The following is a 15,622-nucleotide window of genomic DNA, read 5'->3' on the forward strand; positions in this document are numbered from 1 at the left end:
GCGCCGCAAGCTAGAAGCCGACGGCGAGCCACGACTGCTACACCCCCCCCCCCCCCCCCCTCACCCCCCCCCCCCCCCCCCCCCCCCCCCCCCCCCGAAGCGGGGTCAGCGGGGGGCCAGGCCCCGCACCTGCTCGAACGGATCCCCGCCGGTCGGGAGCAGCGCGATGACCGGCGTCGTCAGCCCGTTGTCCACATAGGACTGGACCTGCTCGCGGCACGACTCCACGCTGCCGTGGATCACCAGCTCGTCCACCACCGAGTCCGGGATCACCTGGTTGGCCTTCTGCCGGTCACCCGCGGCCCACGCCTCGTGCATCGGGGCCAGGGCCTCGCCGCGGCCGAGCCAGTCGTGGAACGCCGCGTACACCGGAACCGTCAGGTAGCTCGAGATCAGCATCCGGCCCAGGCCGCGCGCCGCCTCGGCGTCTTCGGTGGGGCAGACGAAGATCCGGGCCGCCAGCTCGACGTCCGGGCCGACCACCGACCGCACCTGGGGCACGTCCGTGGCCGCCAGCCAGTTCGTGATCGCGCCGTCGGCTTCGCGCGCGGCCAGGCGAAGCATGCCCGGCCGCAACGCCGCCAGCATGATCGACGGCGGCGGGTCGGCCGGGCGCTCCAGCCGGAACTTCGAGACGGCGAACGTGTCGTACTTCTCGCTGACCTTCTCCCCCGCCAGCGCGGACCGCAGGAACCGCAGCGTGTCCCGCGAGCGCGCGAACGGCTCCTCGAAGGGCGCCGCGTTCCAGTTCGAGACGATCACCGGGGACGACGCGCCGATGCCGAGCACGAACCGGCCCGGGGCGAGCTCGGCCACCGTCGCCGCCTGCATCGCCAGCAGACCCGGCCCGCGGGTGTACACCGGGACGATCGCCGTGCCCAGCCGCAGCTGCGGCGCCCACTGCGACGCCAGCACCAGCGGCGTGAACGCGTCCGTGCCCGCCGTCTCGGCGGTCCACGCGTCGGTGTAGCCCAGGTCCGGCAGCTGCTCGACCAGCTCGCGGTGCGCCGTCAGCGGCACCCCGGTCAACGGGATCGTGAGGCCCCAGCGGCTCATGCGCGGCCTCCGCTGACGCTCGGCCCGGCCTGAGCCGGAAGCGCAGTGTTCAATGGTTCGTTCGCAGGCTCACTCACGCGGTCTCCTTCTCGACGGCGGAAAGCTCGCGCAGCAGCCAGTCCACCTGCGTGCGCATCAGGTTCTCCGCGACCTCTTCGGCCTGCGGCGTCATGTGGGTCGCCCCCGCCAGCGGCAGGAAGACGTGCGGCCGGCCCTTCGCCAGCAGCGCCGACGACAGCCGCAGCGCGTGCGCGACGAACACGTTGTCGTCGGCCAGCCCGTGCACGATCAGCAGCGCCCGGCTCAGCTCCGCCGCGCTCTCGATCAGCGAGTTGTGCGCGTAGCTCTCCACCTCGTCCTGCGGCTTGCCCAGGTACCGCTCGGTGTAGTGCGTGTCGTACAGCGACCAGTCGGTGACCGGCGCGCCCGCGACCGCCGCGTGGAAGACGTCCGGGCGGCGCAGCACCGCCAGCGCGGACAGGTACCCGCCGTAGGACCAGCCGCGGATCGCGACGCGTTCCGGATCCAGTTCGGGATAAGACGCGGCCGCCGCCTGGAGCGCGTCCACCTGGTCCTGCAGGGTGACGTCGGCGAGGCGGCCGTGGATCTCGCGCTCCCACACCGCGCCGCGCCCGGGCGTGCCGCGGCCGTCCGCGACGAGCACCGCGAAACCCTGGTCGGCGAGCCACTGCGAGGTCAGGAACGCGTTGCGGCTCTGCAGCACGCGCTGGGCGTGCGGGCCGCCGTACGGGTCGAGCAGCACCGGCAGCTTGCCTTCGCTCGGCTCGTACCCGCGCGGCAGGAGCAGCGCCGCGCGCAGGCCGCGCTCCCCCAGCGTCAGCCAGGTCAGGTTGGGCACGATGTCCGGGTCCACAGTGGACGTCGCGATCGACGCGACCGCCGAGCCGTCTCGCAGCACCGACACGCGCGGCCCGCTGTACTCCAGGCTCCACGAGGAAAGCACGGTGACCGCCGCGGATCCGGCGCCGAGGTGCACACCGTCCACAGTGGACAAGCGCCGCACGGAACCACCCTCGGTCCGGAACACGTGGATCTGCGTCGGGTCGTCCTCGGACGCGCTGAAGAGGATCTCGTCGCCGACGTCGAGCACGGCCCGCAGCTGCACCCCGGGCGGCGTGACGGCCTCGCCGCCGACGAAGAGCCGGTGGTCACCGTCGACCATGCCTTCGGTGACCAGGCGGCCGTCGGGCGTCCAGGCCGGGACGCCACCGACGATGTCGATCCAGTGCTGGTCGGTGGCGGTGTGCACGACCGACGTCGAGCCGTCGGTGACGTCGACCGTGAGCACGTCCATCCGCGTCTGGTCGCGCGGCTCCACGGCCAGCAGGGGCGCGCCGCCGGCCGACCAGTGCACCGAGGCGAGGTACTCCCAGTCGCCGTCCGCGACGTCGACGCGGGAGCCGTCCAGGCCCAGCACGGAAAGGGACACGAGCGCGTTCGTGGTGCCCGCGGCCGGGTAGGCGACGACGTTCGCCGGGTGCTGCGGGTTGGCGGGGTCGGCGATGGTCCAGCGCGGGACGGGGCCGCGGTCGGAGCGCTCGGCGAGGATGCTGCGGCCGTCGGGGGCCCACCAGTAGCCGCGGGTGCGGTCCATCTCCTCGGCGGCGATGAACTCGGCGAGGCCCCAGGCGATGTCTTCGCCGTCCTCCTCGACCAGCACGCGGTCGTCGCCGGTGGCCAGCTCCATCACGTGCAGCCGCCGGTTCTGCACGTACGCGACGTGCGTGCCGGTCGGGTTCGGGCGCGGGTCGACGACCGAGCCGTCGACGCGCAGGGTCACCTCGCCGGTCGCGAGGTCGAGCGTGTAGAGCTTCCCCGAGAGGGAGAACGCCGCGACGGTGAAGCCCGCGTCGACGCCGTAGTGCACCACGCCGCCGCCGGTCTCGCGGGCGCGTTCCCGCCGCGCCCGCTCCTCGGCCGGCAGCTCCTCCTCGCCCGGCAGCAGCTCGACGGCGTCGACGAGCTTCGTCTCGGCGCCGCTCGCCAGGTCGGCCGACCAGAGGCTGTGCCGGGGGTCGGTGCCCGACTCCGCGCGCAGGAACAGCACGCGCGAGGCGTCCGGCGCGACCCGGAACTCCTTCGGCGCGCCGAGGGTGAAGCGCTGGGTGCGGGCCTGCTTGCGGAGGAACGGGAGGTCGTCGACATCGGTCACGCCCGCACTCTTTCAGACGATCACGCGGGTACGCCAACACCCTTCAGCTTCGCCAGCTCCTCGGCGACGTCGAAGCCCGGTTCGGGGAACGCGGGGTCCAGTTCGGCGAGCGTCTCGATCAGCAGCTCGGCGACGGCCCAGTTCCGGTACCACTTGTGGTCGGCGGGCACGACGTGCCAGGGCGCGTGGTCCGTCGAGGTCTTCTTGAAGATGTCGGCGTAGGCCTCGGCGTAGGCCGGCCAGTGCGAGCGGGCTTCGAGGTCGCCCGGGTTGTACTTCCAGTGCTTCTCGGGGGTCTCCAGCCGGGCCTTCAGCCGTTTGAGCTGCTCCTCCGGCGAGATGTGCAGGAACACCTTGACGACGGTCGTGCCCGCGTCGGCCAGCTCCTTCTCGAAGGCGTTGATCTCGGTGTAGCGGCGGCGGCGCTCGGCCGCGGTCAGCAGGCCGGTCACGCGCGGGACCAGGATGTCCTCGTAGTGCGAGCGGTCGAACACGCCGATCTGGCCGGCCGAGGGCAGCTGCTTGCGGATGCGCCAGAGGTAGGGGTGCCGCCGCTCGGCGGCCGTCGGCGCCTTGAACCCGGCGTAGCGGACGCCCATCGGGTTGACCAGGCCGAGCACGTGCGAGACCGTGCCGCCCTTGCCCGAGGTGTCCATGCCCTGGAGCACCAGTAGCACGCTGCGCCGCCCGCCGCCGACGCCCTCGGCGTAGAGGGCTTCCTGCAGCCCGGACAACCGCGAGGCGGCGTCGTCGAGCTTCGCGACGGCCTTCGGCTTCTTGCCGGGCCCCACCGGGGTCGAGCCCGGGTCCGGCAGTTCCGCGCCGACGCGCAGCGCGTCCCGGACCCGGCTTCCTGTGTCCTTCTTGGCCATCCGCTGACGATAACGACTCAGGCGGCGGCTTTCTCGGCGAACAGTTCCAGCAGCCCGCCGTGTCCTCCCTCAGTGGAGACGCCGTCACGGACCTTCCGCGCGGTTTCGCCGTGCCGCTCGAAGTGCCGGTGCTCCAGCTCGACGCGCGTGCTGCGCGGCCCCTCCTCGACGAATCTGACCTCGATCTCGCTGGCGTGCGCGGGATCGGGGTCGACCTTCCAGTCTCCGTCGATCCGCCACGACAGGACCACCCGGGCGGGTGGCTCCCAGACGAGCACCTCGCCCCACTGGCACTCGGTGCCTTCGGAGGTGCGCTCGTACCAGCGCCCGCCCTGCTTCGGCTCGAGGACGGCTTCGGCGAGGTCGCCCGCGCCGATGTGGTGCTCGCGCGGCCACCAGCTGTCGAAGGCCTCGGTGTAGGTCTTGAACGCGTGCTCGCGCGAGCACGCGACGGTGATCGTCCGGCGGATCGGCTCCAGCGTCATTCCCGCTCCTCTTCGGTGGACTCCGCCCGGTCGGCGAAGGACTTCAGCGCGTCGGACCACATCCGGTCGAGGTAGGCGCGCACCGCGGCGATGCCGTCGGGCTCGAGGCGGTACAGCCGCTTCGTGCCCTCGGCCCGGTCGGCGACCAGCCCGGCCGCCTTGAGCACCTTGAGGTGCTGCGACACGGCCGGGCGGCTGATCGGCAGGTCCGCGGCCAGCTCGCCGACCGCGCGCGGCCCGGCGCGCAGCGCTTCGACGATCGCGCGCCGCGACGGGTCGGCGAGGGCGGCCAGCTGATCGCTTCCGTAAGTCGCCACGAACCGTAAGTTACGGCTTACCGATGGTCGCGTCAACCGCCTCGCAGCATTTCGGGGGTCGGAGCCGCGCATTGCGCAACGAACAACGGGTGAAAGCAACGATTCCCGGCTGAACTCTGCGTCTTCTGCCTCTAACCTGAACAGATGACGACGTTCGCCGGCCGGGAGACCGCCGCCAGCTTCATCGAGCTCGACGAGCAATGGAGCACGCACAACTACCACCCGCTGCCCGTCGTGATCGCCGAGGCCGAAGGCGCCACGGTGACCGACGTCGAGGGCAAGTCCTACCTCGACTTCCTCTCCGGGTACTCGGCGCTGAACTTCGGGCACCGCCACCCGGACCTGGTCGACGCCGCGGTGGCGCAGCTCGGGCGCGTCACGCTGACGTCGCGGGCGTTCCACCACGACCAGCTGGGCCTCTTCTGCCGCGAGCTCGCCGAGCTGACCGGCACCGAGCTCGTCCTGCCGATGAACTCCGGCGCCGAAGCCGTCGAGTCGGCGGTCAAGATCGCCCGCAAGTGGGCGCACCGGGTCAAGGGCGTGCCGGACGGCACCGCCGAGATCATCGTTGGCGCTGAGAATTTCCACGGCCGGACGACCACGATCGTGTCGTTCTCGACCGACGAGACCGCGCGCGCCGACTTCGGCCCGTTCACCCCGGGCTTCGTCACCGTGAAGTACGGCGACGCCGCCGCGCTGCGCGACGCGATCACCCCGCGCACCGCCGCCGTGCTCCTGGAGCCGGTGCAGGGGGAAGCCGGCGTCATCGTGCCGCCGGAGGGCTACTTCGCCGACGTCCGCGCCGCGTGCGACGAGCACGGCGTGCTGCTGATCGCCGACGAGATCCAGTCCGGCCTGGCCCGCACCGGCACCGTGCTGGCGCTGGACCACGAAGGCGTCCGCGCCGACGTCTACACCCTCGGCAAGGCGCTCGGCGGCGGCATCCTGCCGGTGTCGGCGGTCGCCGGCCGCCGTGACGTGCTGGGGGTGCTGAAGCCGGGCGAGCACGGCTCGACCTTCGGCGGCAACCCGGTCGCGTGCGCGGTCGGGCGCGCGGTCGTCCGCCTGCTGAACACCGGCGAGTTCCAGCAGCGCTCGACGGAGCTGGGCGCCCACCTGCACGAACGGCTGACCGCGCTGATCGGGAACGGCCTGTCCGAGGTCCGCGGCCGCGGCCTGTGGGCCGGGCTCGACATCGCCCCCGGCGGGCCGTCGGGCCGCGAGGCGTCCGAGGCGCTGGCGAAGCGCGGCGTGCTGTGCAAGGAGACGCACGAGCGCACCCTGCGCGTGGCGCCGCCGCTGGTGATCACCCGCGAGGAGCTGGACCGCGGCCTCGACGCGATCGCCGAGGTCGTCCGCCCCTGAACCACCGGATGCCGCCGGGTGAGCCTCCCGCCCCGGCGGCATCCGGAGCACAACGGGCCCCGGCCGGGTGACGTCCGGGAGCAGAACGTCCCCTTCGGTCGTTGTGCCGGGTATGGGATCAGGGGAATGGGTGGAGCGGCCGCTGGCGGGCACGGACAGTGTCACCCCGGCCGAGTTGTACGACCAGGGGAAGCGGCTCCGGGAGAAGACGCCCGCCGCCGCGCACGACCACGAGGCCGCCGCGAAGGACCGGCCGAGCCCGAAGCGGTACTTCGAGACCAGCACCACCGGGCGGCTGCCGGAGCTGGTCGAGCTGCGCCGGGAACGCATGCTCGCCTCGCCGTTCACCTTCTTCCGCGGGGCCGCCGGGCTGATGGGCGCCGACCTCGCGGGCACGCCGGACGCCGGGCTCACCGCGCAGCTCTGCGGCGACGCGCACGCGGCCAACTTCGGGCTCTACGGCACGCCCGAAGGCAAGATCGTGATGGACATCAACGACTTCGACGAGACCGTGCCGGGGCCGTGGGAGTGGGACCTCAAGCGCCTCGCGGCCAGCCTGGTGCTCGCCGGCCGGGAGGGCGGCATCGGCGAGTCCGGCTGCCGCGAAGCCGCCGAAGACGCCGTGAAGTCGTACCGCCGGACCATCCGGGCGCTGGCCGATCTGCCCTTCCTGCGGTCGTGGAACGCGCTGCCGGACTCGTCGGTGCTCTCGAAGGCGCGGGCGGACGAGCTGATCGACGACTTCGCCGACGCCGCCGAGAAGGCGCGCAAGAACGACAGCGCGAAGGTCGCGGCGAAGTGGACCGAGCGGGTCGACGACCACCGGACCGGCCTGGCGCGCCACCGGTTCGTCGAGGATCCGCCGGTGCTCACGCACGTCGACGAGCGGACGGCCGAAGCCGTCGCCACCGGGCTGACGTCCTATGTGGACACCCTGCGCGAGTCGCGGCGCACGCTCATTTCGCGCTACCGCATCGCCGACGTCGCGTTCCGCGTGGTCGGCACCGGCAGCGTCGGGCTGCGCAGCTACGTCGTCCTGCTGCACGGAAACGACGAGGAAGACCTGGTGCTGCAGGTGAAACAGGCGCAGCCGCCCGCGCTCGCGCCGTACCTCGACCTGCCCGAGGTGGCGCACGAAGGCCAGCGGATCGTCGACGGCGCCCGGCTCGTGCAGGCCGAGACGGACATCCTGCTCGGCTGGACCACGATCGACGGGGTGCCGTTCATCGTCCGCCAGTTCCGCAACCTCAAGGGCGACATCGACCCGGCGGAGCTGGAGAAGGACCACCTCGACGACTACGGCCGCCTGGCCGGGGCTCTGCTCGCCCGGGCCCACACGCGGTCCCTGCACCCGAAGCTGCTGGCCGGCTACTTCGCCGACGACTCCGAGCTGGACGAAGCGATGGGCGCGTACGCCGTGCGGTACGCCGACCGGACCGAAGCCGACCACGCCGAGTTCTCAGCCGGCTGAGCCGACCAGCTCGGCGACGTCGGCCGCGCAGCCCCAGGCGAGGGTGATGCCCGAGCCGCCGTGGCCGTAGCAGTGCACGATCGCGCCCGCCCGTTCCAGCCGCACGATGGGCCGGAACGGGCGCAGGCCGACCACCGACCGCAGGACCTGCGCGCCCGCCAGCGCCGGGACCAGCTCGCGACAGCGCCGGACGATGTCCGCCGTCACGCCCGGGTTCGGCTCGACGTCGCCGCGGCCCGGCTCTTCGGTGCCGCCGCAGACCACGTGGCCGCCGTGCGGGATGACGTACGTGACGCCCGGGCCTGTCTCGTCGACCACGAACTCAGGCAGGCCCGGGTCGGCCAGGTGCACCACCTGCCCGCCGACCGGGACCATCGAGCCGTCGCCCGCCAGGCGGCCCGCGCCGAGACCCGCCGCGTTGACCACGACGTCGGCGTCGACGTCCGCAAGGGACGTCAGCGACCGGTACTCGAAGCGCACGCCGAGCGCCTCGACGCGCGTGAGCAGCCAGGCCAGGTACACCGGAGTGTCGACCAGGGCCGTCGTGAACTCCAGCCGGTCGCCGGCGCGCACGGGGTCGATCATCGCCGGCAGCCACTGCGGCTCCGGCTCCCCCTGGGCTAGCAGGACCCGGCCGCGGCGGAACCGCACGCCCGGCGCGTCCTGCTCCCGCAGCTGCGCGAGCGTCGCCGCGGTCCAGCGCACGATCCGCTTGTCCGGGCGGCGCACCGGCGGGTACAGCACCCCGCCGGCCACCGCCGAGGTCGACTCCCCCGGGCCGGCCGCCGCGACGACCGTCACGTCGTGTCCCGCACCGGCCAGCCGGTGGGCGCAGCTCAGGCCGATGATCCCGGCCCCCGCCACTGTGATCCGCATCCGTTCCTCCCTCCCCGCATGGTGGCAGACGGAGCCGTCACGAGATCGCGGCTACCCTCGCGCGGGTGAGGACGATGTGGGTGCCGGCCGCGGTGTGCGGCGTGCTCGCGCTGCTGCTCGGGCTGCCGTTCGCCGGCGAGCGCGCGCCCGGCGCCGTGGACACGACGGCCGCGGGCTGGACGGCACACCTGAGCCCCGGTGTGCTGCGGGCGCTGGTCTTCCCGACCGAGCCCGTCGTCGTGATCGCGCTGGGTGTCCTGGCCGTCGTCCTCTGCCTGCGCGCCGGGAAACGGGTCGAGGCCGCGCTCGCGCTCGGCGCGCCGCTGCTCGCGATCCTGCTGACGAGCTGGCTGCTGAAGCCGCTCTACGACCGGTGGAAGAACGACACCCTGGTCTACCCCAGCGGCCACACCGTGAGCCTCGTCGCGGTGCTGACGGTGCTGGTGCTGGTCACCCGGCGCGTGGTCGTCGTCGTGCTCGCCGCGCTGGCCCTGCTCGCGGCGGCCGCGGGGCTGGTCGGCCTCGGCTACCACTACCTGACCGACGTCGCCGGCGGGACGCTGTTCGCGGTCGCCGTGGTGCTGCTCACGTGGCCGGTGCCGCGTCCCGCGCCAGCGCGGTCAGCCGGCTGACCGCGCGCAGGTACTTCTTGCGGTAGCCGCCGTTCACCATCTCCTCGGTGAACAGCGACGGCAGCGGCTCGCCGGAGACGACCACCGGGATGGCGCGGTCGTAGAGCCGGTCGGCGAAGGCGACCAGCCGCAGGGCCACGTTCTGGTCCGGCGCCGGGTGGACCCCGCGCAGGTGCACGCGCGTGACGCCGTCGAGCAGCCGCCCGTACCGCGACGGGTGCAGGGAGGCCAGGTGCTCGCACAGCGCGTCGAAGTCGTCCACAGTGGACCTTTCGTGCGCGGCGACGGACTCCTCCAGCACCTCCGGGGACACCGGTGGCGGCGCGTCCGGCAGGCCGCGGTGGCGGTAGTCCGGGCCGTCTACGCGCACCACGCCGAACCGGGCCGACAGCGACTGGATCTCGCGCAGGAAGTCCTCGGCGGCGAAGCGCCCTTCGCCGAGCTTCTCCGGCAGGGTGTTGGACGTCGCCGCGATGTGCACACCCGCGTCCATCAGCTCCTGCAGCAGCCGGGTGACCAGGGTCGTGTCGCCCGGGTCGTCCAGCTCGAACTCGTCGATGGCCAGGATCCGGTGCTCCGCGAGGCGCCGCACGGCCTCGGCGAAGCCCAGCGCGCCGACGAGGTGGGTCAGCTCGACGAACGTCCCGTACGCCTTGGGCGACGGCGAAGCGTGCCACGTCGAGGCGAGCAGGTGGGTCTTGCCGACCCCGAACCCGCCGTCGAGGTAGAGCCCCATCGGCCCGGCCGGCTCGGGTGAACCCCCGAAGAGCTTGAAGCGCTTCTTCTTCGGCTGGGCGCCGACCCTTTCGGCGAACGCCGAACACGCCTCGACCGCGGCGGCCTGGCTGGGCTCGTCCGGGTTCGGGAGGTAGGTCCCGAACCGGACGGCGTCGAAGCGCGGCGGCGGCACCAGCGCGCCGATCAGCTCGTCGGCGCCGAGCTCGGGGCGGCGGTCGGTCAGGTGCGCGGGCATGGTCGCAGAGCCTAGCCACGCCCGCGCCCCGGCCGGGTGGCCCTGTCCCCCGGTGGAGACGTGGTTCACGCCCGTGCTGGGATTGTCCCGTGCGGAGCGTGTGGCCCCTTTCGACGGGCGAACTGACCGGGGCAGACCTCGAGGAGATCTACGCCTACCCGGACGGCTTGACCGGCCCCTGGGTGCAGGTCAACTTCGTCGCGTCCGCCGACGGCGCCGCCGAGGTCGACACGACGTCGGCGGGGCTCTCGCACGCCGCCGACCGCCAGGTCTTCCTGCTCGGGCGCGACCTCGCCGACGTGATCCTGGTCGGCGCCGGGACCGTCCGCGCCGAGAACTACCGCGGGGTCGTCCCGAGCGCGAAGCGGCTGGAACGCCGTCACCGCCTCGGGTTCGGCGGGGTCCCGCCGATCGCCGTCGTGACGCGCACCGCCGGCCTGGACCCCGCTTCGCGGCTGTTCACCGAAACCGCCGTGCCCCCGATCGTGGTCACCACCGAGACCGCGCCGACCGGCCCCCTCGAAGCCGCCGGGGCGGAGATCCTGCGCGCCGGCGACGACGACGTCGACGTGCCGCGGGCTCTCGACCTGCTCGCGGCCCGCGGTCTGCGCCGGATCGCCTGCGAAGGCGGGCCGGCGCTGTTCGGGCAGCTCGTCGCCGCCGACCGCGTCGACCAGCTCTGCCTCACCGTCGCGCCGCTGCTCGTGGCCGGGCCCGCCGTCCGGATCGCCACCGGTCCCGAGGCCGTGCCGCGGCGGCTCGCCCTGGCGTCGATCCTGGTCGAGGACGGCTTCACGCTCCTGCGCTACCGCAGAGCCGCCGGATGAGCGACGACGCCGACCTCGTCGCGCGGGCCGCGGACGGCGACGAGGCCGCGTTCGGCGCGCTCGTGCGGCGGCACACGCCCCGGATGTACCGCGTCGCGCTGCGAATCACCGGCAGCGCGGGCGAAGCCGAGGACGTCGTGCAGGAGTCGTGGCTGGCCGCGTGGCGCGCCCTCGCCGGCTTCCGGAACGAGTCCGCGGTGTCGACGTGGCTCTACCGCGTCGTCACCAACAGCGCGCTCGCCCTGCTGCGCCGGCGCCGGCCCACGATCTCCCTCGACTCGCCGGAACCCGACGGCCAGTCCACTGTGGACAGCGCGTTGCTCGCCGGGGCCGACCCGGGCCCCGAAGGCCGCGTGGTGCGGGCCGAGGAGGTCGACGCGGTGCTGCGCGCGATCGGCCGGCTGGAGCTGTCCCAGCGGGTGCCGCTCGTGCTGCGCGAGCTGGAGGGGCTGAGCTACGACGAGGTCGCCGAAGTGCTCGACGTGAACGTCGGCGCCTTGCGCTCACGGCTGCACCGGGCCAGGGTGGCGCTGCTCGCCGAATTGAGGGAGCGGTGATGACCGAGCCGCAGGACCCCGAGGGGGACCCCCGCTGGGACGCCGTGCGCCGGGTGGCGGCCCGCCGGGTGCCGACCCCGCCCGGCCTGGTCGAACGGGTGCTGCGGGCGGTCGCGCGCAGCCGCCGGACGGCCGTGGAGGTGCCCGGCGACGCGGGCAGCCTGCGCGTCACCGAAGCCGTCGTGGGGCGGCTGGCCCACACGATCGCCGCCAAGCGCGCGCCCGGCGGGGTGCGGGTTTCCGCCGTCGCGGTCGAACACGACGTCGTGCAGGTGCTGGTGTCGGTCCGCTTCGGCGTCGCGGCCGAGGAAGCGGCCGAAGCGCTCCGGCGCGCGATCACCGCCGAGCTGTCCCGCCAGCTCGGGGTCGCCACGACGGTGAACGTGCACGTCGTCGACGTCCACCCCGGTTAAGGTTCCCCCGATCGGGGGATCTTGCGTGAGGGTCCGGCGTCGCCGGGCATCGTAAGGGCGAGAGACCCCGCGAGAGGAGCCTTCAGGCATGCATCCGGAACGGACCGAAAGCCCGGGCACGGTGACCCCGCTCAACGAGGAGGGCGCCGCCGGCCGCACCACGATCTCGTCAGTGGTCGTGCAGAAGGTCGCCGGCCTGGCCACCCGTGAGGTCCCCGGCGTGCACACGCTGGGCGGCGGCGGGGTCTCGCGGGCGCTCGGCGCGCTGCGCGAGCGGATCCCCGGGTCCGGCACGGTCACCACGGCCGGTGTCTCGGTGGAGGTCGGCGAGAAGCAGACCGCGATCGACCTCGACGTCGTCGTCGAGTACGGCGCGCGCATCACCGACGTCGCCCGCGCGGTGCGGCGCAACGTGATCACCGCGGTGGAGCAGATCACCGGCCTCGAGGTGATCGAGGTGAACATCGCCGTCAACGACATCCACCTGCCCGGCGAGGAGGAGCCCGAATCGACGCGGGTGGAGTGACCGGGCGCGACGACCCGGAAGGCCGAGCGGCCTTCCGGGCTTTTGTGCGCGCCCACCACCCCGACGCCGGCGGCGACCCGGCGGAGTTCGCGGCCGGGCTGGCGCGGTTCCGCGCCAAGCAGTCCGATGCGGACTCCCGCTTCGACGCCCCGGTGAGCTTCTCCGTCCGCCGCCGCGGGTTCGCCGCGCTGGTGGCCCGGTTCCGGCGCCGCCGCCGGCCGCCCCGGGTGCGCTGACCGCGCCGCCGGGGCAAGCTCTCTTCCGTCCAAGCCGTCCTAGCCGTCCCAGGAGGACATGTGAACGCAACGCAGACCGGGCTGCTGGCCGGGCTCATCCTCGGCCTGGCCGCGACCCAGGGGTTCACCGCATTCCTGGTGACCCTGGCCGTCGGGATCATCGGCCTGGTCGCCGGCCGGGTCCTCGACGGCGAGCTCGACCTCGGCGAGCTCTTCGGCAAGGGCCGCGACAAGTGAGCCGCGCCCTCGACGTGCCGCGCGAGCTCGCCGAACCGGCCGAGCGCGGCACCCTCACCATCGGGCATTCGGTGGTGCGCAAGGTCGCCCAGCACGCCGCCGATCAGGTGCCCGGCACCAACCGGGACGGCAGGAAAGGCGCGAAGGCGAAGGTCGGCGGCCTCGACAACGACGTCGACCTCGCGCTGGACCTCGCCCTGAACTACCCGGCCGCGGTGAAGGCGGTCGTCGGTGACGTGCGCGCGAAGGTCGTCGAAGAGGTGGAGCTGCTCACCGGCTACCACGTGCGGACGCTGGCGGTCACGGTGTCGGCGCTGCTGCCGGACGTGCCGCCGAGGGTGCGGTAGCCGTGCGCCCGTTCGTCCGCGTCCTGTCCACCCTGCTCGGCCTGGCCTTCGCCGCCGCCGGGGCGCTGCTCGCGCTCGAGGTCGGCTGGCACTGGTGGCGGCCCGGGGCCGGGCCGCTGGTGGTGCCGTGGCCGCGCTGGCAGGCGGAGCTGACGGCGCTGGGCTGGGACGCCTACACCGTGCGGGTCGCCGCCGGGGTGCTCGCCGCGGCGGGCCTGGTGCTGCTGCTGTGCGCGCTGGCCGCCCGCAGCCGCGCAGTCCGGCTGACCGACCCGGCCGGCGCGGTGAGCGTCTCGACGTCACCGCGGTCGCTGGCCCGGCTGGTCGGGCTCACCGTGCGCGCGCAGGACAACGTCGCGGCCGCGACGGTCACCGCGAGCGCCCGGCGGGTCCGCGTCCGCGCGAAGTCCACGCTCGAAACCGAGGGCGAGCTGCGGCCGCGGCTGCTGGCGACGGTGTCGGAGCTGCTCGACGAAGTCCCGCTCGTGCGGCGGCCGAAGGTGTCGGTCGTCGTCGACTCGCCGAAGGACCGCCGATGACCAAGTCCGTCTCCGCGAAGGCGCTTTCCCGCTCGTACGCGGGTGAACGCACCCTGACGTTCCTCGTCGGGCTGTTCGCCCTGCTCGGCGGGGCGCTCGCCCTGGTGGTGGGGTTCGGGGTGCTCGGCGAGTTCCGCGGCCGCCGCCCGCTGCTCGACCCGATCGCCGTCGGCTGGCTCGGCGGGCACGCGACGCCGGCCCGGATCGTCGCGATCGTGCTCGGTGTCCTGCTGTTCGTGCTCGGGCTGCGCTGGGCCCTGCGCTCGCTGCGCCCGGAACCGCGCCCGGACCTGGACCTCGACCGCACGGAAGGCGCGGAGCTGGTGGTCACGGCGTCGGCGATCTCCGACGCGATCCAGGCCGACGCGGAGCAGCTGACGGGGGTGAGCCGCGCCCGCGTCCGCGCGGTGGGCTCGCGGACGTCCCCGGCGCTGCGCCTCACGCTGTGGCTGCACGAGGGCACCGACCTCAAGAGCGTCTGGGCGGAGCTGGACTCCCGCGTGCTGACCCGGGCGCGGGAGTCGCTCGGGCTCGACGTGCTCCCGACGGCCGTCCGGCTCGAACTCGACACGAGCGCGGCGAAACGCGTGCGCTGAGCGGCGTCTTTCCGCAGAATGCCCGCATGCCCCTACCGCTGCAGCCGCCGCTGAAGCCGATGCTCGCCAAGCCCGCCAAGGCCATCCCGGACTCCGGGGGCCTGCTGTTCGAACCGAAGTGGGACGGCTTCCGCTGCATCGTCTTCAAGGACGGCGACGAGCTGTACCTGCAGTCGCGCGCGGAAAAACCGTTGAACCGGTACTTCCCGGAGGCGGTCGCGCGGCTGCTGGAGATCCTGCCGCCGCGGGTGGTGCTGGACGGCGAGCTCGTCGTCGCGCGGGACGGGCGGCTGAACTTCGACGCGCTCACCGAGCGGATCCACCCCGCCGAAAGCCGCGTCACGCTGCTGGCCGCCGAGCAGCCCGCCGAGTTCGTCGCCTTCGACGTCCTGGCGCTGGACGACGAGTCCCTGCTGGACGAACCGACGTCGGCCCGCCGCGAGCGGCTCGCCGAGCTGGCCGGCGACCGGTTCCCGCTCACCCCGGCGACCACCGACGCCGCCACCGCGCGGCACTGGTTCGAGCTGTTCGAGGGCGCCGGGCTCGACGGCGTCATCGGCAAACCCCTGGACGAGCCCTACACGCCGGGCAAGCGCGTCCTCCACAAGTACAAGCACCTGCGCACCGCGGACTGCGTGCTCGCCGGGCTGCGCTGGCACGTCGACGGCGGCCCGGGCGACCTGGTCGGCAGCTTTCTCCTGGGCCTGTTCGACGAGGCCGGTGTGCTGCACCACGTCGGCACCGTCGGGTCGTTCCCGAAGGACCGCCGTCGTGAGCTGGCCGAAGAGCTGGCGCCCCTGGTCACCGACGGCGAAGACCACCCGTGGGGCGGCAAGGCGACCGGCGAGGCCCAGCGGATCCCCGGCGGCATCACGCGCTGGCGTGCCACCGAGCACGAATGGGTGCCGCTGAAGCCCGAGCGCGTCGTCGAGGTCGCCTACGAAAACACCGAAGGCGGCATGCCGTCGCGCTTCCGGCACAACGCGCGGTTCGTGCGGTGGCGCCCGGACCGCGAACCCGCGTCGTGCGACTACAGCCAGCTCGAGGAGCCCGCCCGCTACGACCTCGACGCCGTGTTCCGCGGCCAGGTCGTGCGGACCCGCTAACCCGCGTCCCACACCGGC

Annotated in this window: 20 protein-coding genes; 13 read left to right on the forward strand and 7 right to left on the reverse strand. The window is 73.6% G+C overall.

What is annotated here, in order from left to right:
- Positions 1-105: 105 nt before the first annotated feature.
- The 5 genes from ACZ61C_RS15850 to ACZ61C_RS15870 all read right to left on the reverse strand — a co-directional run bounded on the left by ACZ61C_RS15850 (position 106) and on the right by ACZ61C_RS15870 (position 4,903).
- Positions 106-1,056 carry an LLM class F420-dependent oxidoreductase gene (locus ACZ61C_RS15850; protein WP_465307210.1) on the reverse strand — a complete coding sequence of 317 codons (951 nt, stop codon included), beginning with the start codon at positions 1,054-1,056 and terminating at the stop codon, positions 106-108.
- A gap of 73 nt (positions 1,057-1,129) precedes the next feature.
- The gene (locus tag ACZ61C_RS15855) at positions 1,130-3,229 is read right to left on the reverse strand and encodes a S9 family peptidase (protein WP_465307212.1); all 2,100 of its coding nucleotides are present in this window, start codon (positions 3,227-3,229) and stop codon (positions 1,130-1,132) included.
- A gap of 20 nt (positions 3,230-3,249) precedes the next feature.
- Entirely contained in the window at positions 3,250-4,101 is an 852-nt protein-coding gene (locus tag ACZ61C_RS15860) for a PPK2 family polyphosphate kinase (protein WP_465307214.1), read from the reverse strand.
- A 17-nt stretch (positions 4,102-4,118) separates the two neighbouring features.
- Positions 4,119-4,586 (reverse strand): SRPBCC family protein, encoded by a 468-nt coding sequence (locus tag ACZ61C_RS15865; protein ID WP_465307216.1) that lies wholly within the window; start codon positions 4,584-4,586, stop codon positions 4,119-4,121.
- Positions 4,583-4,903, reverse strand: a complete 321-nt coding sequence (locus tag ACZ61C_RS15870; RefSeq protein WP_465307218.1) for an ArsR/SmtB family transcription factor — start codon at positions 4,901-4,903, stop codon at positions 4,583-4,585. Before ACZ61C_RS15870 ends, ACZ61C_RS15865 begins: the two co-directional genes overlap by 4 nt.
- Before the next feature lie 144 nt (positions 4,904-5,047).
- Here ACZ61C_RS15870 and rocD point away from each other — a divergent pair, with 144 nt between their 5' ends.
- Positions 5,048-6,268 carry an ornithine--oxo-acid transaminase gene (gene rocD, locus ACZ61C_RS15875; protein WP_465307220.1) on the forward strand — a complete coding sequence of 407 codons (1,221 nt, stop codon included), beginning with the start codon at positions 5,048-5,050 and terminating at the stop codon, positions 6,266-6,268.
- 112 nt (positions 6,269-6,380) lie between these two features.
- Positions 6,381-7,739: a DUF2252 domain-containing protein gene (locus ACZ61C_RS15880; RefSeq protein ID WP_465307222.1), complete on the forward strand. Its 1,359-nt coding sequence runs from the start codon at positions 6,381-6,383 to the stop codon at positions 7,737-7,739.
- On the opposite strand, the gene ACZ61C_RS15885 is transcribed toward ACZ61C_RS15880, so the two are convergent.
- Positions 7,728-8,615 (reverse strand): FAD-dependent oxidoreductase, encoded by an 888-nt coding sequence (locus tag ACZ61C_RS15885; RefSeq protein WP_465307224.1) that lies wholly within the window; start codon positions 8,613-8,615, stop codon positions 7,728-7,730. The genes ACZ61C_RS15880 and ACZ61C_RS15885 overlap by 12 nt on opposite strands.
- Positions 8,616-8,695: 80 nt before the next feature.
- Here ACZ61C_RS15885 and ACZ61C_RS15890 point away from each other — a divergent pair, with 80 nt between their 5' ends.
- Complete coding sequence (locus ACZ61C_RS15890) at positions 8,696-9,247, forward strand: phosphatase PAP2 family protein (protein ID WP_465308234.1); 552 nt, start codon at positions 8,696-8,698, stop codon at positions 9,245-9,247.
- Here ACZ61C_RS15890 and zapE read toward each other — a convergent pair.
- On the reverse strand, positions 9,201-10,220 hold the full coding sequence (gene zapE, locus ACZ61C_RS15895) for a cell division protein ZapE (RefSeq protein ID WP_465307226.1): 1,020 nt from the start codon (positions 10,218-10,220) through the stop codon (positions 9,201-9,203). The genes ACZ61C_RS15890 and zapE overlap by 47 nt on opposite strands.
- 89 nt (positions 10,221-10,309) lie before the next feature.
- Here zapE and ACZ61C_RS15900 point away from each other — a divergent pair, with 89 nt between their 5' ends.
- From ACZ61C_RS15900 to ACZ61C_RS15945, 10 genes are all read left to right on the forward strand, one after another.
- Positions 10,310-11,047 carry a pyrimidine reductase family protein gene (locus ACZ61C_RS15900; protein ID WP_465307228.1) on the forward strand — a complete coding sequence of 246 codons (738 nt, stop codon included), beginning with the start codon at positions 10,310-10,312 and terminating at the stop codon, positions 11,045-11,047.
- Complete coding sequence (locus ACZ61C_RS15905; protein ID WP_465307230.1) at positions 11,044-11,604, forward strand: RNA polymerase sigma factor; 561 nt, start codon at positions 11,044-11,046, stop codon at positions 11,602-11,604. The genes ACZ61C_RS15900 and ACZ61C_RS15905 overlap by 4 nt, the downstream gene beginning before the upstream one ends.
- Complete coding sequence (locus ACZ61C_RS15910) at positions 11,604-12,017, forward strand: Asp23/Gls24 family envelope stress response protein (RefSeq protein ID WP_465307232.1); 414 nt, start codon at positions 11,604-11,606, stop codon at positions 12,015-12,017. The genes ACZ61C_RS15905 and ACZ61C_RS15910 overlap by 1 nt, the downstream gene beginning before the upstream one ends.
- Before the next feature lie 88 nt (positions 12,018-12,105).
- Entirely contained in the window at positions 12,106-12,543 is a 438-nt protein-coding gene (locus ACZ61C_RS15915) for an Asp23/Gls24 family envelope stress response protein (protein ID WP_465307234.1), read from the forward strand.
- Positions 12,540-12,779: a hypothetical protein gene (locus tag ACZ61C_RS15920; protein WP_465307236.1), complete on the forward strand. Its 240-nt coding sequence runs from the start codon at positions 12,540-12,542 to the stop codon at positions 12,777-12,779. Before ACZ61C_RS15915 ends, ACZ61C_RS15920 begins: the two co-directional genes overlap by 4 nt.
- 60 nt (positions 12,780-12,839) lie before the next feature.
- Entirely contained in the window at positions 12,840-13,016 is a 177-nt protein-coding gene (locus ACZ61C_RS15925) for a hypothetical protein (RefSeq protein WP_013224542.1), read from the forward strand.
- Complete coding sequence (locus ACZ61C_RS15930; protein WP_465307238.1) at positions 13,013-13,363, forward strand: Asp23/Gls24 family envelope stress response protein; 351 nt, start codon at positions 13,013-13,015, stop codon at positions 13,361-13,363. Before ACZ61C_RS15925 ends, ACZ61C_RS15930 begins: the two co-directional genes overlap by 4 nt.
- Positions 13,364-13,365: 2 nt before the next feature.
- On the forward strand, positions 13,366-13,902 hold the full coding sequence (locus ACZ61C_RS15935; RefSeq protein WP_465307240.1) for a DUF6286 domain-containing protein: 537 nt from the start codon (positions 13,366-13,368) through the stop codon (positions 13,900-13,902).
- Entirely contained in the window at positions 13,899-14,498 is a 600-nt protein-coding gene (locus ACZ61C_RS15940; RefSeq protein ID WP_465307242.1) for an alkaline shock response membrane anchor protein AmaP, read from the forward strand. Before ACZ61C_RS15935 ends, ACZ61C_RS15940 begins: the two co-directional genes overlap by 4 nt.
- Positions 14,499-14,524: 26 nt before the next feature.
- Positions 14,525-15,604, forward strand: a complete 1,080-nt coding sequence (locus tag ACZ61C_RS15945) for an ATP-dependent DNA ligase (RefSeq protein ID WP_465307244.1) — start codon at positions 14,525-14,527, stop codon at positions 15,602-15,604.
- The last annotated feature ends 18 nt before the right edge of the window (positions 15,605-15,622 follow it).

This window comes from Amycolatopsis sp. NPDC104587, from assembly GCF_055583645.1.

Excerpts from the sequence above, each read along its gene's own strand:
- zapE (WP_465307226.1), bottom strand. The coding sequence starts at position 10,220 with ATGCCCGCGCACCTGACCGACCGCCGCCCCGAGCTCGGCGCCGACGAG.
- ACZ61C_RS15905 (WP_465307230.1), top strand. The coding sequence starts at position 11,044 with ATGAGCGACGACGCCGACCTCGTCGCGCGGGCCGCGGACGGCGACGAG.
- ACZ61C_RS15865 (WP_465307216.1), bottom strand. The coding sequence starts at position 4,586 with ATGACGCTGGAGCCGATCCGCCGGACGATCACCGTCGCGTGCTCGCGC.
- ACZ61C_RS15880 (WP_465307222.1), top strand. The coding sequence starts at position 6,381 with ATGGGATCAGGGGAATGGGTGGAGCGGCCGCTGGCGGGCACGGACAGT.
- ACZ61C_RS15940 (WP_465307242.1), top strand. The coding sequence starts at position 13,899 with ATGACCAAGTCCGTCTCCGCGAAGGCGCTTTCCCGCTCGTACGCGGGT.
- ACZ61C_RS15915 (WP_465307234.1), top strand. The coding sequence starts at position 12,106 with ATGCATCCGGAACGGACCGAAAGCCCGGGCACGGTGACCCCGCTCAAC.
- ACZ61C_RS15885 (WP_465307224.1), bottom strand. The coding sequence starts at position 8,615 with ATGCGGATCACAGTGGCGGGGGCCGGGATCATCGGCCTGAGCTGCGCC.
- rocD (WP_465307220.1), top strand. The coding sequence starts at position 5,048 with ATGACGACGTTCGCCGGCCGGGAGACCGCCGCCAGCTTCATCGAGCTC.
- ACZ61C_RS15860 (WP_465307214.1), bottom strand. The coding sequence starts at position 4,101 with ATGGCCAAGAAGGACACAGGAAGCCGGGTCCGGGACGCGCTGCGCGTC.
- ACZ61C_RS15850 (WP_465307210.1), bottom strand. The coding sequence starts at position 1,056 with ATGAGCCGCTGGGGCCTCACGATCCCGTTGACCGGGGTGCCGCTGACG.
- ACZ61C_RS15945 (WP_465307244.1), top strand. The coding sequence starts at position 14,525 with ATGCCCCTACCGCTGCAGCCGCCGCTGAAGCCGATGCTCGCCAAGCCC.
- ACZ61C_RS15910 (WP_465307232.1), top strand. The coding sequence starts at position 11,604 with ATGACCGAGCCGCAGGACCCCGAGGGGGACCCCCGCTGGGACGCCGTG.